We start from the raw sequence: 23,239 nt of genomic DNA on the forward strand, positions 1-23,239 counted from the left end.
TGAGTTCTGCGTTACCGCGTGATGTGCAGCGCGGCGCGGGCGATCTTCAGCGCCTCCTCGCCGGACAAGCCCAAAGCTCGCGTCACCGCGGCGTACGTCTCGGCCGCCTCGCGCGCCCGCGCCAGCGACTCGTCCCCCGCGGCGGCCACGAACGAACCCGCCCGGCCGCGCGTTTCGATGAGTCCCGCCTCCTCCAGCTCCCGGTAGGCGCGGGCGATCGTGTTCGGCGCGATGCCCAGCTCCTCCGCCAGCCCGCGCACCGTCGGCAGCTTCGTGCCCACGGCGAGCGCGCCGGAGTTGATCTGCCGCGCCAGCCCGGACCGCACCTGCTCGTACGGCGGCACCGCCGAGGACGGGTCGACCGACACGATCATTCGCACGCCGCCGCGATCAGCTCGGTCAGGTCCTCCGAACCGGGCGGCAGCGCGGTCAGCGGCCACCACCGCAGGTCGTCCGACTCGTCGCTGCGCACCGGCTCCGAACCGGCCGGCGCGGTCACCACGAACCGCACGTCGAAGTGCCGCGTCGGCACCCCCAGCGAACACGTGATCGGGTGCACGTCCAGGTGCACCGGCTCCGCCGAGATCGTCAGCCCGCTCATCCCGGACTCCTCCGACGCCTCCCGCAACGCGGCGGCCGCCAGCGACGCGTCCGAATCCTCGCAGTGCCCGCCCAGCTGCAACCACCGCCCGACGCGCGGGTGCAGCGTCAGCAGCACGTGCGACCGCGAGGCGTCCAGCACCACGGCCGACGCGGTGATGTGCCCGGCCGCGCACGACCGGCGGCACGCGTCCTCCCGCGCGGCGAGGAACCCCAGGAACGCGTGCTGCAGCGCCTCCTGCCCGGCCGTGCCCGGCTGCCACTTCTCCAGCGTCTCCACCACGTCGGTGTGCAGGCTCACAGCTCGACCAGCCCGTCGGTCACCGGCTCGCGCGGCTGGGCAGCCGTGGCCGGGTGCCCGATCGCCACCGCGCCCAGCGGCTGCCACGACGGCTCCAGCCCCAGCACCTCACGCACCACGTCGGCGGCGAAGATCGTCGACCCGATCCAGCACGATCCGAGGTCCTCCGCCGCCAGCGCCACCAGCAGCCCCTGCACGGCGGCGCCCCCGGCGACGGTGAACATCGTCCGTTCGCACGCGTTGCGCCGCTCGTCCGGATAGGTGTGCGCGCCGTCGGGCACCAGGAACGGGATCACCACCTCGGGCGCCTCGAACAGGATGTCCCCGCGCGCCACGCGCCGGGCGATCTGCTCCTCGGTGAACGCGTCGCCGGCCAGGTCGGCCCGCCACGCCTCGCGCATCGCCTCCAGCAGCTTCGTCCGCAGCCCGCGGTCGCGCAGCCACACGAACCGCACCGGCCGCGTGTGGTGCGGCGCGGGCGCGGTCAACCCGGCGCCGATCGCGCGGCGCAGCGCGTCCGGATCGACCGGCTCGTCGGTGAACGAGCGCACCGACCGGCGTACCAGCACCGCCTCGCGACGGCCCTGCGCGATCGCCTCGCGCGTGCCGAGGGAGAACATGTCCTCCTCCGACGGCCGCACCAGCTTCCGCGCGTCCGAGCCGTCGTCGGTGATCTCCAGCCCGCGCACCACCGCGACCGGCGTCGCGGTCAGCTTGCCCTTCACCAGGTCCGCGGCCGCCGCGATCTCGTCGGCCACCGCGATCTCGGTGACCTGCAGCTCGTTGCCCTGCGCGTCGACCTCGCCCTCGTAGGAGTGCAGCACGCGCAGCCCGCTGGCCCCGATGGCGTTGTCGGTCTGCCCGACCCGCCAGGCCCGGCCCATCGTGTCGGTGATGACCACCGCGATCTCGACGCCCAGCCGCTCGCGCAACCCGTTGCGCAGCGCCAGCGCCGAGGCGTCCGGATCGGCGGGCAGCAGCGCGATCTCGTCACCGGCCACATTGGACGCGTCCACACCGGACGCCGCCTGCACGACGCCGATCCGGTTCTGCGTGATCAGGGTCCGGTTGAAGCGGGCCAGCACCCGCACCGACTCCTGCTCGACCAGCTCGCGCCGCGCCGCGTCGCGGGCTTCCGGGTCGCTGGGCACGCGCACCAGCCGGCCCTCGATCTTCGACACGACCTTGCTGGTGACCACCAGGACGTCACCGGAGCGCAGCCAGGGCGCGGCGGTCGCGATCGCGCCGGTCAGGTCGTCGCCCGGCCGGAACTCGGGCAGGCCCTCGACCGGCAGGATGTCCAGCCGCGCGGCGGAATGGTCACTCAACTTCGGCTCCCGCGAGTTCGAGCGCGGCACGCGCCATCGCCGCGGTGGCGTCCACATCGGACATCAGCAGCGGCACCGCCCGCACCGCGACGCCCGGCACGTGCACGGTCTCGCCCTCGGCGACCAGCCAGCCGTCGAGCAGGCCGTCCTCCGAGGTCTGCCGCGACCCGTAGTGGATGCCGACGGCCTCGGCCGACGTCTCCACCCCGATCGCGCTCAGGCACGCGTCGGCCATGCCGCGCACCGGCTTGCCGCTGATGATCGGCGACACCCCGACCACCCCGGCCTCGGTCTTGCGCAGCGCCTCCGTCACGCCCGGCACGGCCAGCACGGTGCCGACCGAGACGACCGGATTGGACGGTGCCAACAGGACCGCGTCGGCCTCGGCGATGGCGTCCAGCACACCCGGCCCCGGCTTGGCCTCCTCGACCCCGACCGGCACGATCGAATGCGCCTGCGGCTCGGCGCGGTAGCGCACCCACCACTCCTGGAAGTGGATCGCCTTGCGGTTGCCCGGGTCCTCCGGGTCGTCGATGACGACGTGGGTTTCGACCCGGTCGTCGGTCATCGGCAGCAGCCGCACACCGGGTTGCCACCGGTCGCACAGCGCCTCGGTGACCGCGGACAGCGGGTAGCCCGCGCGCAGCATCCGCGTGCGGATCAGGTGGGTGGCGATGTCCTTGTCGCCGAGCCCGAACCACGTCGGCTCGGCGCCGTAGGCCGCCAGCTCCTCCTTGACCACCCAGGTCTCGCCCTGGTGCCCCCAGCCGCGCTCGGTGTCGATGCCACCGCCGAGCGTGTACATGCAGGTGTCCAGGTCCGGGCTGATCCGCAGACCGTGCATCCACACGTCGTCACCGGTGTTGACCACCGCCGTGATCTCGTGCGTCGAGTCCCCAGGGCCGATCGGGGGCAGACCCAGCGCGGCTTTCACTCCGAGCAGGAAGCGGGCGCCGCCCACCCCGCCGACAACTACGACAACCTTCACAGCGAGCGATCCTCGCACGCCCGGGGGCCCGGAACCCAGTACCGGTACCTGTGGTGCTCGGTGAACCCGAGCCGCTCGTAGAACGCGAGCGCTCCCGCGTTGTCCACGGCGACCTGGAGCACGGTCCGCGTCGCGCCGCGCTCGGCCGCCCACGGACCGCACGCGGCCATCAACGCCGAGGCCAGGCCGCGGCGACGGTAGTCCGGCCGGACCGCCAGCCGGGCGATGTGCAGGACGTCGTCGGCCACCGCCGCGCGCACCGCGCCGGCTGTGACTCCCATCACTTCGGCGACCGCGTAGCCGATCTCGCCGGTGGTGAGCACGTGCCGCTCGGCGTCGGTCGGATCGGGCCGTCCGACGGTCAGCTCCCACCAGCCGTCGGTCGGCTCGGGGAGGACGGGCACCTCTTCGGCGCCTTCGCCGAGCGGGCCGGTGAGCACGGACACCAGGTGCCCGGCGGCGTGACCGGTGTTCGGCACCCAGCCCGCGGCCTCGATCGCGCGCTCGTTCGCGCTGCCGGCGACCACGTGCACGACCGGCGGGATCGCGTGGGCGTGGGCGAAGTCACAAACAGCCGCCAGTGCGCTGCCGATCGGCATCCCCGGGTCACCGACGGCCAATGCGCTGTTGGCGCGCCCGGTGAAGCCGCCGGCGGCGCGAAGCCGCCAGTCACCGATCTTGTCCACGGTTACCGCCGGCCACGCGTCGGCGCAGCGCAGTTCGAGCGTCTCGGAGGAGTCCACGCCCCCATTGTGCTCGCCGATCGGCGGATTAAGGGTGGCCTTACTTTGGAAGGTCCGCGCATCGGCGCGTAATGTCCAGGATTGGTAGTGGATCCTTGGACCTAGCTGGAGATCGCAGTGACGTACGTGATTGCCGAGCCCTGCGTCGACGTGCTCGACAAGGCGTGCATCGACGAGTGCCCCGTCGACTGCATTTACGAAGGCGACCGCATGCTCTACATCCACCCGGACGAGTGCGTGGACTGCGGTGCCTGCGAGCCGGTGTGCCCGGTCGAGGCGATCTACTACGAGGACGACGTGCCGGACGAGTGGGCCGAGTACACCAAGGCCAACGTCGACTTCTTCGACAGCCTCGGCTCGCCGGGCGGCGCCTCCAAGGTCGGCAAGACCAGCAACGATCCGCAGTGGATCAAGGACCTGCCCCCGCAGGGCGAATGAACCGCGGCGGTACCGGTCTGCCCGACTTTCCGTGGGACTCGCTCGCCGAGCCCACGGCACGGGCGAAGTCCCACCCGGGCGGCCTCGTCGACCTGTCGGTCGGCACGCCGGTCGACCCGGTGCCCGAGTCGATCCGGGCCGCCCTCGCGTCGGTCTCGGAGATCCCCGGGTACCCGGCCACCCACGGCACGCCGCAGCTGCGTGCGGCGGCGGTCGAGGCGCTGAACCGACGGCACGGCGTCACCGGCGTCGAGCCGGCGGCGGTGTTGCCCACGATCGGGTCCAAGGAGCTGGTCGCCTGGCTGCCGCGGCTGCTCGGCGCCGAGCCCGGCGACACCGTGGTGATCCCCGAGCTGGCCTACCCGACCTACGAGGTCGGCGCGCTGCTCGCGGGCGCCGGGATCCTGCGCGCCGACGACCCGCGCGGTCTCGCCGAGACGCCCGCGATCGTGTGGCTGAACTCGCCGTCCAACCCGACCGGACGCGTGCTGGGCGCCGACGCGCTGCGCGGGATCGTCGAGTGGGCCCGCGAGCGGGACGTGATCGTGGTCTCCGACGAGTGCTACCTCGCGCTGGGCTGGGACGCCGATCCGGTGTCGATCCTGCACCCGTCGGTGTGCGGCGGGCGCCACGACAACCTGCTGGCCGTGCACTCGCTGTCCAAGTCCGCGAACCTCGCCAGCTACCGCGCCGGGTTCGTCACCGGTGACCCGGAGCTGGTCGCCGGGCTGCTGGCGGTGCGCAAGCACGCCGGCATGATCGTGCCGCGCCCGGTCCAGGAGGCGATGACCGCCGCGCTGGCCGACGACAGCGCGCTGACGCTGCAGCGCGAACGCTACGCCCGCCGTCGCCTGGTGCTGCAGAAGGCGTTGCAGGACAACGGTTTCCGCATCGACCACTCCGAGGCCGGGCTCTACCTGTGGGCCACCCGCGGTGAGGACGCCTGGCAGACCGTGCGGTGGCTGTCCGAGCGCGGGATCCTGGTCGCGCCGGGCACGTTCTACGGCCCCGCGGGCGGCGAGCACGTGCGGGTGGCGCTCACTGCGACCGACGAGCGCGTCGAAGCCGCCGCCGAGCGCCTCGGTCAGTAGTCGCGGCCGCTGATCCCCCGGTAGACGAACCGGGTGAGCGCCTCGATCGCCTCGTCTTCGGTGAGGTCGGTCACCCCGTCGTGCCACAGCTGGGCGAAGCTGTCGACGACCGCGGTCATCAACGTGACGCTCGCCAGCGGTGAGCCGGGCAGGCGGTGGCCCGCCTCGGTCACGTAGTCCACGTGATCGGTGATCTCCTCGTTCTGCACCCGCGTGAACTCGTTGAGCTTGCGCGCGAAGTCCTCGTTGACCTGGGCCGCCTGCCGCAGGGCGCGCAGGGTCGCCGCGTGCTCGGCGTAGAAGTGCCAGTACCCCGCGACGTGGAACCGGACCGCCGCGGGATCGGTGAAGTCCGGGCTGTGCTCGGGGTGGTCCACGGTCTCGTCGCCGGCCGCCTCCAGGTCGGCCAGCAGTGACTCGAGCAGTTCTTCCTTGCTGGCGAAGTGGTTGTAGAACGACCCGGCCGCCCGGCCCGCCTCGGCCGTGATGTCGGTGATCTTCGTGTTCAGGTAGCCCCGCGTGGCGAACAGGCGCTGCGCGGCGGCCTTCAGCGCGGCCTCGGTCTCCGCGGCCTTCTCCTTGCGCTTCACCGCACCTCCTTGACGGGAGCACGCTAGCAAGTCCATTATGAATCTAAATTCAGTGAATGGAGATTCAGTCATGGATGTTTTGATCGCGGGCGCCGGCCCGGCCGGGCTCGCCCTGGGCATCGACCTCGCCCGGCGCGGGGTGGGCGTGCGAATCGTCGACAAAGCGACCGAGTTCTTCCGGGGGTCCCGGGGCGACGGGCTGCAGCCGCGCACGCTGGAGGTGTTCGACGACCTCGGGGTGATCGACGCGGTGCTGGCCGCGGGCCGGGACACACCGGCCTTCCGGGTGCACCTGGACGGCGAGTTCGTGGAGGAGCGCCGGATGGCCGAGCGGCGCGAGCCGACGCCGGACGTGCCCTACCCCAACGGGTGGACGCTGGGGCAGGCGCAGATCGAGGGCATCCTGCGCGACCGGCTGGCGGAGTTCGGGGTGCGCGTAGAGCTGGGCGCGGCGCTGACCGGCTTCACGCAGGACGCCTCCGGTGTCACCGCGGAGCTGGCCACCGGGGAGACCGTGCGGGCGGACTACCTGGTCGGCGCGGACGGCGGGCGCAGTTTCGTGCGGAAGGCGCTGGGGATCGAGTTCGAGGGCGTCACGGACGAGTCGGCGCGGATGCTGCTGGGCGACGTCGAGGCCGATCTCGACCCGGAGTTCGGTTACTGGTTCGCGCGGGCGGCGGATCCGGGGCGCGGGGTCGTGATGAGCCCGCTGCCGGGGATCGGGCTGTTCCAGTTCGGTGCGCCGCTGGGGGAGGAGGACGTCGAGCCGAGCGTGGTGACTTTGCAGTCCATTCTGGACGGAGTCGGCGCCGGCGTGCGGCTGGGGGAGCTGACGTGGTCGACGGTGTGGCGGCCGAACGTGCGGCTGGCGAAGCGGTTCCGGGTGGGCCGGGTGTTCCTGGTCGGCGATGCGGCGCACGTCCACCCGCCGACCGGTGGGCAGGGGCTGAACACGAGCGTGCAGGACGCGTACAACCTGGGCTGGAAGCTCGCGGACGGGTCGCCGGAGCTGCTGGACAGCTACGAATCCGAGCGGCGGGGGGTGGCCGAGCGGGTGCTGGGCGTCTCGTCGGAGCTGCTGCGCAAGTACCTGGAGGGCGACGAACGGGCGCACGAGCGCGGTGAGGAGACCCAGCAGCTGGACATCAGCTACCGGACTTCGGACGAGCCCGGGCTCGCGGTGGGGGACCGGGCGCCGGACGCGCCGCTGGTGGATGAGAGCGGCAAGGCGATCCGGCTGTTCGACCTGTTCCGCGGCCCACACGCCACCCGGCTGATCTTCGGCGGCCCGGCAACGGACGAGCCGCACACCTACGCGGTGCTGCGCCCGGGGGAGTCCGCCAGGGGCCGGCACGTGGTCGACGCCGAGGGGCACGCTTTCGCCGCGTACGCCGCGAAGGAGGTGGTCGTGCGGCCGGACGGGTACGTGGGCACGCTGGTGCGCTAGTGACGCGCCGACGTGGGCGGCTGGTGATGGTGTGGTCGTTCTGGTTGTGACTGCGGTCGGCGGGCCGCCGGTCAGGCGGCCCGCCGGTGCAGCTGCCGTCTGGCGGAGGGGGCCGGGCGGTGGGGGTTGGCCGCAGCCTTTGGCTGCGGTCGTGGGTGCCGTCGGCGCGCGGGCGCGTGGGGGTCTGGTCGGTGTGGCTGCTGCCTGGTGCAGGGGGCCAGGCAGTGGGGGCCGCTGGCCGCAGCCTGGCTGCGGCCGTGAAGTGCCGTCAGTGCGCGGCGCCCCGGCGGCCGGCCTGGCCGCGCTAGCCGCGCGGTGGCCTGGCCGGTGCAGCTGCCGCTCAGTGCAGGGGGCCGGGCGGTGGGGGCGCTAGCCGCACACCTTGGCCGCCGCCGCGTTCACCTTCGCCAGTGCTGCCGGCCAGGCGGCCCGGGCGGTGGCGCGGCGCCTCAGTTCCCGCTCCGCGATGCGGCCCGCGACGAAACCCACGGCGGGCTCGTCGGCCACCGCGAGCAGGTCCCGCATCCGCGCGGCGGCCACCACCGCGTCCTGGTGGTCCCCGAGCACGTCCTGCAGCCGCTTGGTCGCCTTGATCAGCTCCCGCACCCGCGTGACCTGCTTCTTCCGCGCCGCCGCCTGCGCCGTCTCCGCCGCGTACCGCAGCCGCTTGCCGTGGATCCGCAGCTCGTGCAGCTCGTCGTCCGGCGGGTCGGCCGGCAGGGCGGCCACCGCCTTCGCCAGCTTCCGGTACGGCTTGCGCACCACGGCACCGACGTCCACCGGGCCCGGCGCCGGATCAGCGGTCAGCTGCAGCTCCGTCAGCACCAGCCGCGCCGTCGACCGCAACAACGCCGCGTACCGGGCGCTGCCCAGGCACCGGTTGAGCCGCCGCTTCGCCTTCGCCCGCTCGGCCACGAAGATCCGCACCAGCCGCGCCCCGGCCGCCTGGTCGGGCTCGCCGAGCGACGCGACCGTCGCGCGCAGGTGACCGATCAGCACGTCGTGGTCGCGCACGTCACCGAGCCCGGCGGCGAGCCACTTCAGCTCGGCCCGCACGTCGTCGCCCGCCGGCCCCAGCAGCTTCAACGCGCTGCGGAGCCGGCGGACGGCCACGCGCATCTGGTGCAGGTCCTCGGGATCGGACCCGGACCGCGTGCCCGGCTCGTACCTGAGCATCGCGCGCAGCTGCCCGTCGATCCGGGCCCGGAGCAGCGTCTCCGGGGTGTCCCGCGGACCCGCGACCAGCGGTTGCCCGGGCAGGCCGAGGTCACCGACGGTCACGACCCGGGAGGGCAACGTAGCGGTGCTCACCAGATGAATGATAGGTGAACGAAACCCGCGTTCAGTTCGCGTGCAGCATCTCGTTCAGCTCGATGCCGGCCCCGGTGCGCGGCACGGCCTCGACCGCGCCGGTCTCCGAGTTGCGCCGGAACAGCGCGCCGGAGATGCCGGACAGCTCGCGGGCCTTGACGGTCTTGCCCTCGACCACGACCTTCGTGCCGGCCGTGACGTACAGCCCGGCCTCCACCACCGAGTCGTCGCCGAGGGAGATGCCGACCCCGCCGTTGGCGCCGATCAGGCAGCGCTCGCCCAGCGAGATGACCTCCTTGCCGCCACCGGACAGCGTGCCCATGATCGACGCGCCGCCGCCGACGTCGGTGCCGTCGCCGACCACCACACCGGCCGAGATGCGGCCCTCGACCATCGACGCGCCGAGCGTGCCGGCGTTGAAGTTCACGAAACCCTCGTGCATCACCGTGGTGCCGTTGGCCAGGTGCGCGCCCAGGCGCACGCGGTCCGCGTCGCCGATCCGCACCCCGGCGGGCACCACGTAGTCGACCATGCGCGGGAACTTGTCCACGCTGTAGACGGTGACCGGGCCACGCGCCCGCAGCCGCAGCCGGGTCTGCTCGAAGCCCTCGACCGGGCACGGGCCGTGGTTGGTCCACACGACGTTGGCCAGCAGGCCGAAGATCCCGTCCAGGTTCTGCCCGTGCGGCTGCACCAGGCGGTGCGACAGCAGGTGCAGGCGCAGGTAGATGTCGTGCGCGTCGGCCGGAGCCTTCGCGAGCGTGCCGATCGTGGTGCGCACCGCGACCACCTCGACGCCGCGGGCCTCGTCCGGGCCGAGCAGCGCGGCGGCGGCCTCGCCGAGGATCTCGGCGGCCTGCTCGCGGGTCAGCCGCTCGGTCCCGCTGGTGCCGGGCTCGCCCAGCTTGGGCTGCGGGAACCAGGTGTCCAGCACGGTCCCGTCGGTGGTGACGGTGGCCAGGCCGACGCCGTGCGCACCGGTGGTCTCGGGATTGGGGCTCTGCTCGCTCACGGCCCTAACCGTAACTCAGCCGGTCACGAGCTGGGTGTCCACCAGTTGCTTGACCGACCGGAGGCTGTCGGCGATCGAGGTGAGCGCCGTGGTGCACGCCCCGCCCGGCTCGGCGACGGCGTCGCAGTGGCTGCCGCGGTAGGCGCCGATGCCCTTCTCCAGGTCGTTCGCCGCCGCGACCAGGTCCGGGTGCTTGGTGCCGGCCTGCTCGCGCACCAGGCCCGGGGTGCTGCCCAGCTCGGTCACGTACTTGCCGCAGCCGCGCGGGGTCTGCCCGGCCGGGTCGCGGAAGCAGGTGTCCGCGGTCAGGGCGTTGAGCTTGATCGACAGCGCGTAGGGGGTTTCCGCCGGCCCGGCGCCGCCCTTCGGGGTCGGGCCCGCCTCGTTCGAACAGCCGGCCAGCACGAGTGCCAGCGCACCGAGCGTGATCAGGGGCTTCCATGTGCGCATCAGCCCACGGTACGACACCCCCTAGAGTCGGGACATGACGACTCTCGACCTGCACGCCGACCCCGTCGACCTGACCGCCGCGCTGGTGGACGTCCCGAGCGTGTCCGGGCAGGAGACGGCGCTGGCCGACGCGGTGCAGGCCGCGTTGCTCGCGCAGGCCGGGCACCTCGAGGTGGTGCGCAACGGTGACGCCGTGCTGGCCAGGACGAACCTCGGCCGGCCCGCCCGCGTGGTGCTGGCCGGGCACCTGGACACGGTGCCGGTCAACGAGAACCTGCCGGTGCGCCGCGAGGGCTCCGGCGACGACGAGGTGCTGCACGGGCTCGGCACGGTCGACATGAAGGGCGGCGACGCGGTGTTCCTGCACCTGGCCGCCACCGTCACCGAGCCGCGCCACGACGTCACGTTCGTCTTCTACGACAACGAGGAGGTCGAGGCCGTGCGCAACGGTCTCGGCCGGATCGAGCGGGAGATGCCGGAGTGGCTGGCCGGCGACCTGGCGATCGTGGGGGAGCCGTCGAACGCGGTCATCGAGGCCGGCTGCCAGGGCACCATGCGGGTCGAGCTGCGGCAGACCGGCAAGCGCGCCCACACCGCGCGCGCCTGGATGGGCGTCAACGCGATCCACGCCCTGGGCGAGCCGCTGCGGCGGCTGGAGACCTACCAGGCGCGGGTGGTGGACATCGACGGTCTCACCTACCGCGAGGGCCTGCAGGCCGTGCGGATCTCCGGCGGGGTGGCCGGCAACGTCGTGCCGGACGAGGCGGTGCTCGCGGTGAACTTCCGCTTCGCCCCGGACCGCAGCCCGGAGCAGGCCGAAAAGCACCTGCGTGAGGTGTTCGACGGCTACGAACTGTCCGTTGTGGACCTTTCGCCGGGCGCGCTGCCCGGCCTGACCGCCCCGGCGACGGCCGAGCTGGTGCGGGCCGCGGGCGGCGAGGTGGCGGCGAAGCTGGGGTGGACGGACGTCGCCCGGTTCGCCGCGCTGGGCATGGCGGCGGTGAACTTCGGCCCCGGGAACCCCACCCTCGCGCACACCCGTGAGGAGCACGTCGCGGCCCGGGAGATCCGGCAGGTCACGCGCGTGTTGCGGGACTTCCTGGGCCAGTAAGCTCGGCGGGGTGACAGGGCCAGAAGTGGACGAAGCGTCCGAGTATCCCGAGCACCCGCGGGAGAAGCAGCGGGGTCCGGTCGTGCTGCGCCGCGAGCGCCGCATCGAGCAGACCACCACCGACCAGCGCCTGCTCGACTCGCGCGGGCCCAGCGACTGGGTGCACACCGACCCGTGGCGGGTCATGCGCATCCAGGCCGAGTTCGTCGAGGGCTTCGGCGCGCTGGCCGAGGTGCCGCGCGCGGTCACCGTGTTCGGCTCGGCCCGCACGCCCCGCGACCACCCCGAGTACGAGCTGGGCCGCAAGATCGGCGCCGGGCTGGCGAACGCCGGGTTCGCGGTGATCACCGGGGGCGGGCCGGGCGCGATGGAGGCGGTCAACCGGGGCGCGTCCGAGGCCGGCGGGCTGTCCATCGGGCTCGGCATCGAGCTGCCGTTCGAGCAGGGCCTGAACCCGTGGGTCGATCTCGGGGTGAACTTCCGGTATTTCTTCACCCGCAAGACGATGTTCATCAAGTACGCGCAGGCGTTCATCTGCCTGCCCGGTGGTTTCGGCACACTGGACGAGTTGTTCGAGGCGCTCACCCTGGTCCAGACCAAGAAGGTGACGAAGTTCCCGGTGGTCCTGTTCGGACGGTCCTACTGGGGCGGGCTCTACGACTGGGTCCGGGACGCGGTGTACGCCCAGGGCAAGATCAGTGACAAGGACCTGGCGCTGCTGCACCTCACCGACGACGTCGACGAGGCGGTGGCGATGGTCGAGGAGGCCTACAAGGCCTGGGAGGACACCCACTAAGTGAAGCGGATCTGTGTGTTCTGCGGTTCTTCCGGCGGCGGCGACCCGGTGTACGTGGACGCCGCCACGGCGCTCGGCAAGCTGCTCGCCGAGCGGGGCATCGGCCTGGTCTACGGCGGCGCGAGCGTCGGCCTGATGGGCGCGGTCGCCGACGGCGCGCTGGCGGCGGGCGGTGAGGTGATCGGGGTGATCCCGGAGCACCTCAAGCGGGTCGAGATCGCGCATGCGGGCTTGTCGGAGCTGGTGGTGACCGCCGACATGCACGAACGCAAGGCGAAGATGGCCGAGTACGCCGACGCGTTCCTGGCCCTGCCCGGCGGCGCCGGGACGCTGGAGGAGCTGGCCGAGGTCTGGACGTGGGCCCAGCTCGGCTTGCACGGCAAGCCCATCGGCCTGGTCGACGTGCGCGGGTACTACCGCCCGTTCCGCGACTTCATCGACCACATGGTCACGGAGAAGTTCCTGCGCGCCGAGCACCGGGACCTGGTCTTCGTGGACGAGGACCCAGCAGCACTACTGGACGCCTTCGCGAGGTACGAGGCCCCCGACATCGCCAAGTGGCAATAACAGCACCACCACCACGACCCAAACCGCCACCCGGCAACGAAACCGGCCCCACCGCCCGAGCCACCCCTCTCCCGCAACCCGATCCCCAGCCAAATCGGTTGCCGAGCAGTCGGGTCAAGGCACGCTTTCCCGCCTTGACGCGACTTCTCGGCAACCGAACAATTGAAGATCGGGTTCGGGAGGGCACTTCTCATCCGGGCGTAGCGAAGCGAAGCCGGCGCTTGAGATACGCGCGTAGCGCCTACGCAGCTTCACCCGGACGCTTGTGGTACTTGTCCACGTACTCCTGCCCCGAAAGCTCCGCGATCGCGTACATCACCTCGTCGGTAACAGCGCGCCGAATCGCCGGCGACGCGTCCAGGCCGTCGTAGCGGGAGAAGTCCAGCGGCTCCCCGAACTCGACGGTCACCTTCGCGAACCGCGGGAACAGCTTGCCGTTCGGCACCAGCTTCTCCGTGCCGGTCAGCGCCACCGGCACCACCTTCGCGCCGGTCGCCAGCGCCAGCGAGCCCACCCCGGTGTGCCCGCGGTGCAGGCGGCCGTCGAGCGAGCGGGTGCCCTCCGGGTAGATGCCGAACACCCCGCCCTGGTCGAGCACCCGGCGGCCGGACTCCAGCGCCGCCAGCCCGGCCTTCGCGTTGCCGCGCTCCACCGGCACGAACCCCACCGCGTCCAGGAACGCGGCCATCAGACGGCCGCGCAGGCCCTTGCCGGTGAAGTACTCCGCCTTGCCGAGGAACCGCACCCGCCGCGGGCTGACCAGCGCCAACAGCGTCGTGTCCACGGCCGCCCGGTGGTTGGGCGCGAGGATCACCGGGCCGTACGCCGGAACCCTCTCCGCGCCACGCACCTCCGGCCGGTAGATCAGCTTGACCACCGGTACGGCCAGGAGACGGATCAGCTGGTAAAGCACGGTTCCTCCAGTTCGTCGTCGATTCCAGCATGGCACGATCGGCGGTCATGGACACCGGCTGGTTCGCCCTGCGCACGTGGCAGGAGCCCGATTTCGACCCCGCTGACCTGGTACGGGCGAAAGCGGGCCGCACCGTGTCGGTGGTGCTGCCCGCACTCGACGAGGAGAAGACCGTGGGCCGGGTGGTCGCCTCGGTGCGGCCGCTGGTCGGCACGCTCGTCGACGAGCTGGTGGTCGTCGACTCCGGCTCCACCGACGCGACGGTCGCGGTCGCCGCGGCGGCCGGGGCCCGTGTGGTGCGCCGCGAGGACGTGCTGCCGGACCTCGAACCGCTGCCCGGCAAGGGCGAGGTGCTGTGGCGGTCACTGGCCGCGACCAGCGGTGACCTCGTCGTGTTCCTCGACTCCGACCTCGTCGACCCCGACCCCGGGTTCGTGCCCGCGCTGCTCGGCCCGCTGCTGCTGACCGAGGGCGTGCACCTGGTCAAGGGCTTCTACCGGCGGCCGCTGCGGGTCGAGTCGGCCGAGGCCGGCCACGGCGGCGGCCGGGTGACCGAGCTGCTCGCCCGCCCGGTGCTGTCCGCGCTGCGGCCCGCGCTGTCGGCGGTCGTCCAGCCCCTGGGCGGCGAGTACGCGGCCACCCGCGAGTTCCTCGAATCGGTGCCGTTCGCCGCGGGGTACGGCGTGGAGATCGGGCTGCTGCTCGACGCCGAGGCCCGCTACGGCATGGCCGGGCTGGCCCAGGTCAACCTGGGTGTCCGCAAGCACCGGAACCGGTCGCTGCTGCAGCTGGGCGTCATGGCCCGGCAGATCCTCGGCACCGCGCTGGCCCGGTGCGGCATCGACGCGGGCGGCTCCGGGACGCTGACCCAGTTCGTGGCCGACGCCGGGACGTGGGTGCCGCGGGAGTCCGAGGTCCTGGTCGCCGACCGGCCGCCGATGCGGCAGGTGCGCTCGGGGGACGAACCGCGCCCGGGTGTGTCACGATTCTGACGTGACGACCGCCCTGATCTACCTCCTGATCATGCTGCTCGTGGCGGCGGTGGTGTTCCTGCTGGCCGCCGTCGTGTTCGGCCGCGGCGAGGAGCTCGCGCCGTTGCCGCCGGGCAGCTCGCCGACCCGCCTGCCGGTCCGCGACATCACCGGCGAGGACGTGCAGAAGGTGCGCTTCCAGCTGGTCCTGCGCGGGTACAAGATGTCCGAAGTGGACTGGGTGATGCGGCGGCTGGGCACCGAGATCGACGAGCTGCGCGCCCGGGTGGCCGTGCTCGAGGCGGAACGGCAGACATCGGGATGATCGACCTGGTCCTGTCCGTGGACGTGCACGCGGGCGCGGGCACGACGTGGCTCGCGCTGACCGACTGGGAGCGGCAGCACGAGTGGATGCTCGGCACGCACGTCGAGGTCGTCGAGGGTGACGGGCGCAGCGTCGGGTCGAAGCTGAGCGCGTTCACCGGGGTGCGCGGGGTGGGCGTCACCGATCCGATGGAGATCACCAGCTGGGAGCCGCCGGTGCGGTGCACGGTCCGGCACCTGGGCAGCGTCGTCAAGGGCACCGGTGCCTTCCACGTGCACGCCAAGGGCGCGCACCGGTCCACGTTCGTCTGGTCGGAGAGCCTGGTGCCGCCGTTCGGGCCGGCGGGGCAGCTGGGCTGGCCGGTCGTGAAGCCCGCGTTCGTGCTCGGGCTGCGGTATTCGCTGAAACGGTTCGCGAAGTTCGCGGAGAGCTACTCGGTGGGGCAGGTGTGATGGAGTCGATCGGCGCCGACGGCGTGTCGCGGTGCCCGTGGGCGAACTCGGCGCCGGACTACGCCGAGTACCACGACACGGAGTGGGGCGTGCCGCTGCGCGGGCAGGACGCGCTGTACGAGCGGTTGTGCCTGGAGGCGTTCCAGTCCGGGCTGTCGTGGATCACGATCCTGCGCAAGCGGGAGGGCTTCCGGAACGCCTTCGCCGGGTTCGTGCCGGAGAAGGTGGCCGAGTTCGGCGACGACGACGTGGAGCGGCTGATGGCCGACGGGTCCATCGTGCGCAACCGGGCGAAGATCCTGGCCGCGATCACGAACGCCCGCGCGATCGCGGAGCTGGATCAGCCGCTGGACGAGCTGCTGTGGTCGTTCGCGCCGACCGGGAAGCGCCCGCGCCCCCGCACGATGGCCGACGTCCCGGCCATCACCCCGGAGTCGACGGCGATGGCGAAGGCGCTGAAGAAGCGCGGGTTCGCCTTCGTCGGCCCGACGACGTGCTACGCGCTGATGCAGGCCACCGGCATGGTCGACGACCACCTGGTGACCTGCTTCCGCGCGTCCTGACCTACTTGCCCTGGAAGTCGGGCTTGCGCTTGGCGACGAAGGCCTCCACCGCCTCGCGGTGGTCGGCCGTCGAGCCGAGCACCGTCTGCGCGGCGTCCTCCGCGGCCAGCGCGTCCTCCAGCGAGCCCTCCGCGGCCACGGTCAGCACGTGCTTGATCTTGGCGTAGCTGACCGTCGGCCCGGCGGCGAGCTTCGCGGCGAGCGCCTGCGCCCGGCCGGCCAGCTCCTCGTCCGGCACGACCTCCGTGACCAGGCCCAGCGACAGCGCCTCCTCAGCGCCGACCGTGCGCGCCAGCAGCATCAGCTCGGCCGCCCGCCCGTAGCCGACCAGCCGCTGCAGCGTCCACGACGCGCCCGAGTCCGGACCGAGCCCGACGTTGGCGAAGGCCATCAGGAAGTTCGCCGACGACGCGGCCACCCGCAGGTCCGCGGCGTAGGCGAAAGCCGCCCCCGCGCCCGCGGCCGGGCCGTTCACCGCGGCGATCACCGGCTTCGGCATCTCGACGATGGCCCGGACGATCGGGTTGTAGTGGTCCTGCACGGTCCGCAGCGGGGCCGGGTCGCCGGCCTGCAGCAGCCCGACGTGCTCCTTGAGGTCCTGGCCCGCGCAGAACGCCTTGCCCGCGCCGGTCAGCACCACCGCGCGCACCGCCGGGTCCGCCGAAGCCTCGCGCAACGCGGCGAGCAGGCGCTCCTTCAGCTCCACGGTGAGCGAGTTGTAAGCCTTGGGGCGGTTCAACGTCACGGTGCGCACGCCGTCGGCGTCGGCGGTGAGCAGCACGTCCTCGGTGGTCACCGGAGGTCCTCCTGAAAACTCGGGTGCGGGGCGATACCAGCACCTAAGCAAACACGAAAAGATCGGTCCGCGTTCGCGCGCCCATCCTGATGAGGGAGAATGGGGCCTGACCCGGTTGGCTTGAGGAGCGCGACCCGGGCGCGCCGGTTGATACGGAGGGAGCACGCTATGGCGGCCATGAAGCCCCGGACCGGAGATGGTCCCCTCGAGGTGACTAAGGAGGGGCGGGGCCTCGTGATGCGCGTTCCGCTCGAGGGCGGTGGGCGACTTGTCGTCGAGCTGTCGGCCGAAGAGGCCAAGGATCTGGGGGTTGCCCTGCAGGAGGCCACCAGCTGAGCACGTCCCGTCCCGTCGTCACCGGCTGACGTCACGCGCGGCCGCAGTCCCTTGAGTTCCAGGAGGTCGCCAGATGGCGCGGTTCCCCCTGCCGTCCGTTCCCAGCCGCCTGATCGACGTCGAGGTCGCCGACGCGCGCCGTCGTGGCGCCGACCTGGCCGTCCTGGTTCCCGCGGGTGCGGCCGCGCCGGTCGCCGGGGTCGAGCACTCCGGCAAGGCCGGTGAGGTCCGCCGGGTCCCCGCCGGGGACGTGCGCTGGCTGGTCGGGATCGGCGAGGGCGAGCCCGCGCAGTGGCGCACCGCGGGCGCGGCGCTGGCCCGGGAGGCCGCCGACGTCAAGGCCGTGCAAGTCGAGCTGGGTGGCGACGTCACCGGCGAGCAGGTCGCGGAGCTGACCCTGGGCGCGCTGCTCGGCGGGTACCGGTTCAAGGTCACCGCGGAGGTGGACGAGCCCGCGTTGCGCACCCTGCGCCTGATCACGCCGGAGGCCGGTCACCAGCGGATCGTCGAGCGCGTGCGGGTGCTGGCCGGGGCGTCGGCGCTGGCCAGGGACCTGGCGAACACGCCGTCCAACGTCAAGAACCCGGAGTGGCTGGCGGACACCGCCGCGCGCCTGGCCGGCGAGGTGCCCGGCCTGAGCGCCACGATCCGGGACGAGCAGTGGCTGGCCGCGCAGGGCTTCGGCGGGGTGCTCGCGGTCGGCGGCGGTTCGGCGAGCCCGCCGCGGCTGATCGAGCTGACCTACCGGCCGCGCGGCGCGGTGCGGCACCTGCTGCTGGTCGGCAAGGGCATCACGTTCGACACCGGCGGTCTGTCGATCAAGCCGGCCGACGGGATGCACCTGATGCGCACCGACATGGCCGGTGGTGGCGCGGTGATCGCCGCGGCGCTGGCGATCGCGTCGCTGCGGCTGCCGGTGCGGGTCACGGCGCTGGTGCCGGCGGCGGAGAACCACGTGTCCGGGTCGTCGTACCGGCCGGGCGACGTGGTGCGGCACTACGGCGGGCGGACCACCGAGGTGTCCAACACCGACGCCGAGGGCCGCATGGTGATGGCCGACGCGCTCGCCTACGGGATCCGGCGGTTCAGCCCGGACGCCGTGGTCGACGTGGCCACCCTGACCGGCGCGATGAAGGTCGCGCTGGGCCTGCGGACCGGCGGGCTGTTCGCGACGGACGACAAGCTGGCCGACGAGATCCGCGAGGCCGGCGCGAGCGTGGGGGAGGCCTGGTGGCGGATGCCGCTGCTGGACGCCCACGCCGACGCGGTGCGCGGTGAGCTGGCCGACGTGAAGCAGGCGCCGGGCGGGCCGGGCGGCATCACGGCGGCGCTGTTCCTGCGCGAGTTCACCGAGGGCCTGCCGTGGGCGCACCTGGACATCGCGGGCCCCGCCCGAGCCGAAAAGCCCTACGCGGAGGTCGTCCCCGGCGCGACGGGCTTCGCGGCGCGGACGCTGGTCGCGTTCGCGGAGTCGTGGGGCTCGGACCAGGGGTAGCTCCGGGGCGCCGTCGCGGCGATGGGCCTGCTCACGTGGCGCGGACGCTGGTGGCGTTCGCGCCAGTCGTGGGGCTCGGATCAGGCGTAGCTCCCGGGCGCCGTCGTGGCGGTGGCAGTGCCGGTGGCCGGTAGCCGGGTGAGTCCGCGCGGGTCTCGTCAGGCGTAACGTGCGCCGTTCGTGCGGACGTGGTCGCGGAAGGCGGCGACCGCTGGGGTCGGCTCCTCGCCCGCCCGCCAGGTCAAGCCGATCGTCCGGCTGACCCGCGGTGACAGCGGCACCTCCACCACCCCGGCCGGCGGTACCGGCCCGAACCGCGGCAGCAGCGCCACCCCCAGCCCCGCCGCGACCAGGCCCCGCGCGGTGTCCGACTCCTGGCTCTCGAACGCGATCCGCGGCTCGAAACCGGCCGCCGCGCAGAGGTCGTCGATGATCTGCCGCAGCCCGTAGCCGTGCTCCAGCGTCACGAACGGCTCGCCGGCCAGCTCCGCCACCCGGATGCGGCGCCGCCGGGCCAGCGGGTGCGCCTCTGGCACCGACAGCAGCAGCTCCTGCTCCGACAAGGCGAAGCTGTCCAGCGTCGCGGTCTCCGGCAGCGGAGCCACCAGCGCCAGGTCCAGCTCACCGTCGGCGAGGCGGTCCAGCACGTGTTGCCGCGAGCCCTGGACCAGCGAAAACCGCACCCCGGGGTGGTCGGCGCGGAAGTCGCGCAGCAGCGACGGGACCAGCCACCGGCCCAGCAGGTGCAGGAATCCGAGCACCACGTGCCCGCGATCCGGCGAGATCTCCTCCCGCGTCTGCCGCACGCCCGTCTCGACCGCGGCGAGTGCCCGCGCGGCCGTCGCCGCGAGGATCTCGCCCGCCCTCGTCAGGCGGACGCCGCGCCCGTCCGGCCGGGTCAGCGGCGCGCCGACGATCTCGGCCAACGCGGCCAGCCGCCGGCTCACCGTCGGCTGCGGGACGCCCAGCCGTTCCGCCGCACGGGTGATGTTGCGCGTCTCACGCAGGGCGGACAGCAGGGCCAGGCTGGGGGCCAGCTCCGCCGCCAGCTGCTGGTCAGACGCTTCAGCCGGATTTTCATACGCCACGGTATGAATAGTGCCAGTTCTACGCATTGGAAGTATCTGTTAGCGCGGCTTACGTTCGAGGGCGTGTCAGTCGATGTGCTCGTCTCCGTCCGTCCGGAGACGCGGCGGGTGAAGCTCGCGGTCGCCGCCGCGGGGATCTCGTCGTTCGCCCTGCTCTACGCGCCGCAACCGGTCCTGCCGCAGCTCGCCGCGCAGTACCACCTCGACCCCGGCTCGGCGTCGCTCGCGGTGTCGGTGGCGACCGCGGCGCTCGCGATCGCGGTGCTGCCGATCGCGGCGCTGTCGGAGATCGTGGGGCGGCGGCCGATCATCATCGCGTCGGTGACGCTGTCGGTCGTGCTGGGCCTGCTGATGCCGTTCGCGCCCTCGTACCCGGTGCTGTTGGTGCTGCGGGCGCTGCAGGGGATCGCGATCGCCGGGTTCCCGGGCGTGGCCTCCGCGTACCTGGTGGAGCAGCTCGGCAGGACCGGGGTGGCCGCGGCGGTGGGGGCGATGATCGCGGGCAACACGGTCGGCGGGATGCTCGGCCGGTTGTCCGCCGGGTTCAGCGCGGAGGCGCTGGGCTGGCACGGCGCGCTGGCCGTGGTCGCGGGCGTGGCGCTGGTGTGCAGCGCGATCACCGTCCTGTCGCTGCCCGCCGGTGCGCGGGCGCCGGGGGAGCGGTCGCGGGGCGTGCTGAGCGGGATGGGTCTGGCGTTGCGGCGGCCGGTGCTGCTGGCGCAGTACGGCGTGGCGCTGCTCGCGATGGGCGCGTTCGTGGCGATGTACAACGCGGCCGGGTTCCGGCTGACCGGGGACCTCGGCCTGTCCCCGGCGGTCGCGTCACTGGTGTTCCTCGCCTACGCGGTGGGCTCGGTGTCGTCGTCGAACGCGGGCCGGCTGGTCGCCCGGTTCGGACGGCCGCGCGCGGTGCTCGGCGGGCTGGCCGTGATGGCGAGCGGGATCCTGCTGACCCTGCCCGATTCGCTGCCGCTGGTGGTGCTCGGGTTCGTGGTGCTCACCGGCGGTTTCTTCGCCGCGCACGCGGTGGCCAACGGCTGGGCCGCGGCCGAGGCGCCGGAGGGCGCGCGCGGCCAGGCGTCCGGGATGTACACCCTGGCCTACTACCTGGGCAGCAGCGTCGGCGGCACGCTCGGCAGTGTGGTTTTCGGGCACTTCGGCTGGCGCTGGCTGGTCGGGGCTGCGGTGGTGTGGCTGGTGCTGGCTGGTGGGGCGGTGGTCGGCCTGCGCGGGCGCGGTGTTCGGCGAGTGGTCGTTTCGGTCTGAACGGTGGGCTGGGCGTGTGGCGGGGCTCGGTGTGCTGGACGGTCGGGCTGTCGCGCGTTCGTGGAGCGGATGGTTGCCGGGTGTGGGTCGGCGGTTGATGGGGTTTCTGCTGGAGCCGGGCGGGACGTTCGGCAGTGTGGTTTTCGGGCACTTCGGCTGGCGCTGGCTGGTCGGCGCCGCGCCCTGGCCGGTGGGGCGGTGGTCAGCTTGCGGGCGGCCGCCACCCGGCGAGCGGTGGTCAGCCCTCCAGCAGGAAGTACTCGTTCCCGAACGGGTCGGCGAACCACGTCGCCATCACGCCCCACGGCATGACCTGCGGTTCCCCCACGAACCGCACGCCGCGGGCGGTCATCTCGGCGTAGGCGGCGGCGACGTCCGGCGTGATCACCGTGATGCCGGTGCCGCCCGGGGCCACCGCGCGCTCGTAGACCTCCGGCTGCCCGAGCACGATCGACGTCCGCGCGCCCGGCGGCGCCACGGTCAGGAACCGGTGGACCGGCCCCAACCGCACGTCCTCCCGCTTCTCCCAGCCCAGCGTGCCGACGTAGAAGCGCAGAGCCTCCTCCTGGTCGCCGACCAGGATGGTGGCCGAGTGCAGGTGGGTGATCACCCTCCGGACGCTACGGCGGCGCTCTCACCGGTGTCTTCTCCGTTCTTGCGCATCGGCCGAGGCCAGCGCGGGCAGGGCGATCAGGACCGGCGGCGACCAGTCCTGACCCAGCTCCAGGTGCACGTCGCGCTGGTGCACCGGCGCCTCCGCGGACACCCGGACCGCGCGCGGGCAGGCGCCGAGCACGGTGCGGCCCGGGATGAGCTGGGCCGCCGGGCCGGTGCCGGTGGGCAGTGCCGAGGACATCACCCAGTACGTGCCCGGTGGGACGCCGGTGAGCAGGAAATCGCCCGGTTCGGCCAGCAGCGTGCCGCTGACCGGGAACCCGCGCGCGGCGCGCTTGGAGAACAGCCCGACGTAGACCGCCGGGTTCGGGCCCAGCGCCATCAAGGCGGCCGGGCTCAGCCGGACCGTGCCCATGACCGTGCCGCCGCCCGCGCCCGGCACCGACACCGGGTGCGGCGGTGAGCCGGTGAGCACGTCCGGCAGCCGCCGGAACTCGACGGGCGTGGTGCCGACCGCGGCGGTGAAGCGGGTGGTGAACGTGCCGACCGCGGAGAACCCCACCGCGTTGCAGATGTCGATGATCCGCTCGTCGGTCCGCAGGAGCAGTTGTTTGGCCTTCTCGAACCGGCGGGCCGTCAGGTATTGGCACGGCGGCATGCCCAGCTCCCGCGTGAACGTGCGGGCCAGGTGGAACGGGCTGTAGCCGACGTGGTCGGCGACGTCCCCCAGCCCCAGCGGTTCCGCCGCGTGCGTGGTGATGAACCGCGCGGCGCTGACGACTGCCTCGCGCATGACGACCCCCTCGTCGATCCGGACATTTCGCGTGAGGTGATCCTGCACCAGGGGTACGACAATTTCGAGGGGCGTCACCGGCTGCCAGCGCCGGGCGACGCAGCGCAGACCAGCGCTGACCAGCGGCGATCACTGCACCGCGGCGACCAGCAGCCCTCCGCCGACCGGCAGCAGCGCCGGCACCAGTCGTTCGTCCTCGCGGATGGCCCGCGCCAGTTCGCGCGCCGCGAGGGAGCCCGGCTCCCGCCGCTCGCCGCGGGCCGCGTCCGTCACGCCGTGGAACGCGATCACCCCGCCCGGCCGCAGCAGCTGCACGCCGTGCTCGTAGTAGCGCGGGTACTCGGCCCGCGCCGCGTCCACGAACACCAGGTCGTACCCGCCGCTGGTCAGCCGCGGCAGCACGTCCAGCGCCCGGCCCATGATCAGCCGCGTCCGCCCGGGCGGGTACCCGGCCTCGCGGAACGTCCGCCGCGCCGCCTGGTGGTGCTCCGGCTCGATGTCGATCGAGGTCAGGACCCCGTCCGGCGCCATGCCGCGCAGCAGGTAGAGCCCGCTGACCCCGATGCCGGTGCCGATCTCGACCACCGCGCGGGCCCGCAGGCTCGTCGCCAGGAAGCACAGCGCCGCCCCGGTCGCGGGTCCGAGCGCCGCGCAGCCCAGCTCCGCCGAGCGCGCCCGTGCGGCGAGCAGCGCGGCGTCGGCCGGGTGGTCGGGCAGGTAGCCCTCGGCGTGGTCGCCGCCACTCGCCGCGAGCGTCTCGGAGGTCACGCGCGCAAGGTTAGCGCTGGTCGTCACCAAACCCGCGGAAGACGTGCACACTTCTCTCAGGCGGCTCTCAGTCTCGTCTCACTAC

General features: G+C 73.0%; 28 protein-coding genes. 13 read left to right on the plus strand and 15 right to left on the minus strand.

All coding sequences use genetic code 11. The annotated features are described in order from the left end of the window. Positions 1-11 precede the first annotated feature (11 nt). The 5 genes from L1857_RS07230 to L1857_RS07250 are packed head-to-tail and all read right to left on the minus strand — an operon-like array spanning position 12 to position 3,960. Positions 12-374 (minus strand): GntR family transcriptional regulator, encoded by a 363-nt coding sequence (locus L1857_RS07230; RefSeq protein ID WP_094006896.1) that lies wholly within the window; start codon positions 372-374, stop codon positions 12-14. After that, positions 371-901 carry an NUDIX domain-containing protein gene (locus tag L1857_RS07235; protein ID WP_116110934.1) on the minus strand — a complete coding sequence of 177 codons (531 nt, stop codon included), beginning with the start codon at positions 899-901 and terminating at the stop codon, positions 371-373. Before L1857_RS07235 ends, L1857_RS07230 begins: the two co-directional genes overlap by 4 nt. Then, positions 898-2,229: a coenzyme F420-0:L-glutamate ligase gene (locus tag L1857_RS07240; RefSeq protein WP_162831070.1), complete on the minus strand. Its 1,332-nt coding sequence runs from the start codon at positions 2,227-2,229 to the stop codon at positions 898-900. The genes L1857_RS07235 and L1857_RS07240 overlap by 4 nt, the downstream gene beginning before the upstream one ends. Next, complete coding sequence (gene cofD, locus L1857_RS07245; protein ID WP_094006939.1) at positions 2,222-3,217, minus strand: 2-phospho-L-lactate transferase; 996 nt, start codon at positions 3,215-3,217, stop codon at positions 2,222-2,224. Before cofD ends, L1857_RS07240 begins: the two co-directional genes overlap by 8 nt. Further along, positions 3,214-3,960 carry a GNAT family N-acetyltransferase gene (locus L1857_RS07250; RefSeq protein WP_116110932.1) on the minus strand — a complete coding sequence of 249 codons (747 nt, stop codon included), beginning with the start codon at positions 3,958-3,960 and terminating at the stop codon, positions 3,214-3,216. The genes cofD and L1857_RS07250 overlap by 4 nt, the downstream gene beginning before the upstream one ends. A 117-nt stretch (positions 3,961-4,077) precedes the next feature. Here L1857_RS07250 and fdxA point away from each other — a divergent pair, with 117 nt between their 5' ends. Continuing rightward, positions 4,078-4,398 carry a ferredoxin gene (gene fdxA / locus L1857_RS07255; protein ID WP_020420964.1) on the plus strand — a complete coding sequence of 107 codons (321 nt, stop codon included), beginning with the start codon at positions 4,078-4,080 and terminating at the stop codon, positions 4,396-4,398. Continuing rightward, positions 4,395-5,489 carry a succinyldiaminopimelate transaminase gene (dapC, locus tag L1857_RS07260; protein WP_249464685.1) on the plus strand — a complete coding sequence of 365 codons (1,095 nt, stop codon included), beginning with the start codon at positions 4,395-4,397 and terminating at the stop codon, positions 5,487-5,489. The genes fdxA and dapC overlap by 4 nt, the downstream gene beginning before the upstream one ends. Here dapC and L1857_RS07265 read toward each other — a convergent pair. Next, positions 5,483-6,079, minus strand: coding sequence for a TetR/AcrR family transcriptional regulator (locus L1857_RS07265; RefSeq protein WP_116110930.1), 597 nt, complete (start codon positions 6,077-6,079; stop codon positions 5,483-5,485). The genes dapC and L1857_RS07265 overlap by 7 nt on opposite strands. A gap of 70 nt (positions 6,080-6,149) precedes the next feature. Between L1857_RS07265 and L1857_RS07270 the strand changes: the two genes are divergently transcribed. Continuing rightward, on the plus strand, positions 6,150-7,526 hold the full coding sequence (locus L1857_RS07270) for an FAD-dependent monooxygenase (RefSeq protein WP_116110929.1): 1,377 nt from the start codon (positions 6,150-6,152) through the stop codon (positions 7,524-7,526). Positions 7,527-7,895: 369 nt separating this feature from the next. Here L1857_RS07270 and L1857_RS07275 read toward each other — a convergent pair whose 3' ends face one another. From L1857_RS07275 to L1857_RS07285, 3 genes are read right to left on the minus strand one after another with little or no spacing between them, the layout of a single operon-like run. Further along, positions 7,896-8,837: a CHAD domain-containing protein gene (locus tag L1857_RS07275; protein WP_240323207.1), complete on the minus strand. Its 942-nt coding sequence runs from the start codon at positions 8,835-8,837 to the stop codon at positions 7,896-7,898. A 31-nt stretch (positions 8,838-8,868) separates the two neighbouring features. After that, positions 8,869-9,849: a 2,3,4,5-tetrahydropyridine-2,6-dicarboxylate N-succinyltransferase gene (gene dapD, locus L1857_RS07280; RefSeq protein ID WP_094006888.1), complete on the minus strand. Its 981-nt coding sequence runs from the start codon at positions 9,847-9,849 to the stop codon at positions 8,869-8,871. A gap of 15 nt (positions 9,850-9,864) precedes the next feature. Continuing rightward, positions 9,865-10,299 carry a hypothetical protein gene (locus tag L1857_RS07285; protein WP_094006938.1) on the minus strand — a complete coding sequence of 145 codons (435 nt, stop codon included), beginning with the start codon at positions 10,297-10,299 and terminating at the stop codon, positions 9,865-9,867. 34 nt (positions 10,300-10,333) lie between these two features. Here L1857_RS07285 and dapE point away from each other — a divergent pair, with 34 nt between their 5' ends. From dapE to L1857_RS07300, 3 genes are read left to right on the plus strand one after another with little or no spacing between them, the layout of a single operon-like run. Beyond that, a complete protein-coding gene (gene dapE / locus L1857_RS07290) occupies positions 10,334-11,410 on the plus strand; it encodes a succinyl-diaminopimelate desuccinylase (RefSeq protein WP_094006887.1) in 1,077 nt (358 codons plus the stop codon). Positions 11,411-11,435: 25 nt separating this feature from the next. Next, a complete protein-coding gene (locus L1857_RS07295; RefSeq protein WP_094006886.1) occupies positions 11,436-12,206 on the plus strand; it encodes an LOG family protein in 771 nt (256 codons plus the stop codon). Then, positions 12,207-12,773, plus strand: coding sequence for an LOG family protein (locus L1857_RS07300; RefSeq protein ID WP_094006885.1), 567 nt, complete (start codon positions 12,207-12,209; stop codon positions 12,771-12,773). It abuts the gene before it with no gap. Positions 12,774-13,014: 241 nt separating this feature from the next. Here the strand turns inward: L1857_RS07300 and L1857_RS07305 are convergent, their stop codons facing one another. Next, entirely contained in the window at positions 13,015-13,686 is a 672-nt protein-coding gene (locus L1857_RS07305; protein ID WP_094006884.1) for a lysophospholipid acyltransferase family protein, read from the minus strand. Positions 13,687-13,733: 47 nt separating this feature from the next. Between L1857_RS07305 and L1857_RS07310 the strand changes: the two genes are divergently transcribed. The 4 genes from L1857_RS07310 to L1857_RS07325 are packed head-to-tail and all read left to right on the plus strand — an operon-like array spanning position 13,734 to position 15,997. Further along, positions 13,734-14,678 carry a glucosyl-3-phosphoglycerate synthase gene (locus tag L1857_RS07310; protein WP_094006883.1) on the plus strand — a complete coding sequence of 315 codons (945 nt, stop codon included), beginning with the start codon at positions 13,734-13,736 and terminating at the stop codon, positions 14,676-14,678. Position 14,679: 1 nt separating this feature from the next. Continuing rightward, entirely contained in the window at positions 14,680-14,982 is a 303-nt protein-coding gene (locus tag L1857_RS07315) for a DivIVA domain-containing protein (protein WP_094006882.1), read from the plus strand. Then, positions 14,979-15,434 carry an SRPBCC family protein gene (locus L1857_RS07320; protein WP_116110926.1) on the plus strand — a complete coding sequence of 152 codons (456 nt, stop codon included), beginning with the start codon at positions 14,979-14,981 and terminating at the stop codon, positions 15,432-15,434. The genes L1857_RS07315 and L1857_RS07320 overlap by 4 nt, the downstream gene beginning before the upstream one ends. Next, positions 15,431-15,997: a DNA-3-methyladenine glycosylase I gene (locus L1857_RS07325; RefSeq protein ID WP_116110925.1), complete on the plus strand. Its 567-nt coding sequence runs from the start codon at positions 15,431-15,433 to the stop codon at positions 15,995-15,997. The genes L1857_RS07320 and L1857_RS07325 overlap by 4 nt, the downstream gene beginning before the upstream one ends. Before the next feature lies 1 nt (position 15,998). On the opposite strand, the gene L1857_RS07330 is transcribed toward L1857_RS07325, so the two are convergent. Then, positions 15,999-16,793, minus strand: a complete 795-nt coding sequence (locus tag L1857_RS07330) for an enoyl-CoA hydratase-related protein (protein ID WP_094006879.1) — start codon at positions 16,791-16,793, stop codon at positions 15,999-16,001. Positions 16,794-16,961: 168 nt separating this feature from the next. Here L1857_RS07330 and L1857_RS07335 point away from each other — a divergent pair, with 168 nt between their 5' ends. Beyond that, positions 16,962-17,129: a DUF3117 domain-containing protein gene (locus L1857_RS07335; protein WP_081617745.1), complete on the plus strand. Its 168-nt coding sequence runs from the start codon at positions 16,962-16,964 to the stop codon at positions 17,127-17,129. A 73-nt stretch (positions 17,130-17,202) separates the two neighbouring features. Next, on the plus strand, positions 17,203-18,624 hold the full coding sequence (locus tag L1857_RS07340; protein ID WP_249464687.1) for a leucyl aminopeptidase family protein: 1,422 nt from the start codon (positions 17,203-17,205) through the stop codon (positions 18,622-18,624). A 158-nt stretch (positions 18,625-18,782) separates the two neighbouring features. On the opposite strand, the gene L1857_RS07345 is transcribed toward L1857_RS07340, so the two are convergent. Further along, positions 18,783-19,712: a LysR family transcriptional regulator gene (locus tag L1857_RS07345; protein ID WP_116110922.1), complete on the minus strand. Its 930-nt coding sequence runs from the start codon at positions 19,710-19,712 to the stop codon at positions 18,783-18,785. Positions 19,713-19,820: 108 nt separating this feature from the next. Between L1857_RS07345 and L1857_RS07350 the strand changes: the two genes are divergently transcribed. After that, positions 19,821-20,978: an MFS transporter gene (locus L1857_RS07350; RefSeq protein WP_116110966.1), complete on the plus strand. Its 1,158-nt coding sequence runs from the start codon at positions 19,821-19,823 to the stop codon at positions 20,976-20,978. 238 nt (positions 20,979-21,216) lie between these two features. Here L1857_RS07350 and L1857_RS07355 read toward each other — a convergent pair whose 3' ends face one another. The 3 genes from L1857_RS07355 to L1857_RS07365 form a co-directional block, all read right to left on the minus strand. Beyond that, positions 21,217-21,588, minus strand: a complete 372-nt coding sequence (locus tag L1857_RS07355; protein WP_094006876.1) for a VOC family protein — start codon at positions 21,586-21,588, stop codon at positions 21,217-21,219. A 24-nt stretch (positions 21,589-21,612) separates the two neighbouring features. Then, entirely contained in the window at positions 21,613-22,386 is a 774-nt protein-coding gene (locus tag L1857_RS07360; protein WP_116110921.1) for a helix-turn-helix transcriptional regulator, read from the minus strand. Positions 22,387-22,515: 129 nt separating this feature from the next. Continuing rightward, on the minus strand, positions 22,516-23,154 hold the full coding sequence (locus L1857_RS07365; protein WP_094006874.1) for an O-methyltransferase: 639 nt from the start codon (positions 23,152-23,154) through the stop codon (positions 22,516-22,518). Between the last annotated feature and the right edge of the window lie 85 nt (positions 23,155-23,239).

This window comes from Amycolatopsis thermalba (assembly GCF_023376025.1).
Classification (GTDB): domain Bacteria; phylum Actinomycetota; class Actinomycetes; order Mycobacteriales; family Pseudonocardiaceae; genus Amycolatopsis_E; species Amycolatopsis_E thermalba.

Bases quoted from the DNA above. Each gene is read 5' to 3' on its own strand.
- L1857_RS07230 (WP_094006896.1), bottom strand. From the start codon at position 374: ATGATCGTGTCGGTCGACCCGTCCTCGGCGGTGCCGCCGTACGAGCAG.
- dapC (WP_249464685.1), top strand. From the start codon at position 4,395: ATGAACCGCGGCGGTACCGGTCTGCCCGACTTTCCGTGGGACTCGCTC.
- L1857_RS07270 (WP_116110929.1), top strand. From the start codon at position 6,150: ATGGATGTTTTGATCGCGGGCGCCGGCCCGGCCGGGCTCGCCCTGGGC.
- L1857_RS07285 (WP_094006938.1), bottom strand. From the start codon at position 10,299: ATGCGCACATGGAAGCCCCTGATCACGCTCGGTGCGCTGGCACTCGTG.
- dapE (WP_094006887.1), top strand. From the start codon at position 10,334: ATGACGACTCTCGACCTGCACGCCGACCCCGTCGACCTGACCGCCGCG.
- L1857_RS07310 (WP_094006883.1), top strand. From the start codon at position 13,734: ATGGACACCGGCTGGTTCGCCCTGCGCACGTGGCAGGAGCCCGATTTC.
- L1857_RS07320 (WP_116110926.1), top strand. From the start codon at position 14,979: ATGATCGACCTGGTCCTGTCCGTGGACGTGCACGCGGGCGCGGGCACG.
- L1857_RS07335 (WP_081617745.1), top strand. From the start codon at position 16,962: ATGGCGGCCATGAAGCCCCGGACCGGAGATGGTCCCCTCGAGGTGACT.
- L1857_RS07340 (WP_249464687.1), top strand. From the start codon at position 17,203: ATGGCGCGGTTCCCCCTGCCGTCCGTTCCCAGCCGCCTGATCGACGTC.
- L1857_RS07360 (WP_116110921.1), bottom strand. From the start codon at position 22,386: ATGCGCGAGGCAGTCGTCAGCGCCGCGCGGTTCATCACCACGCACGCG.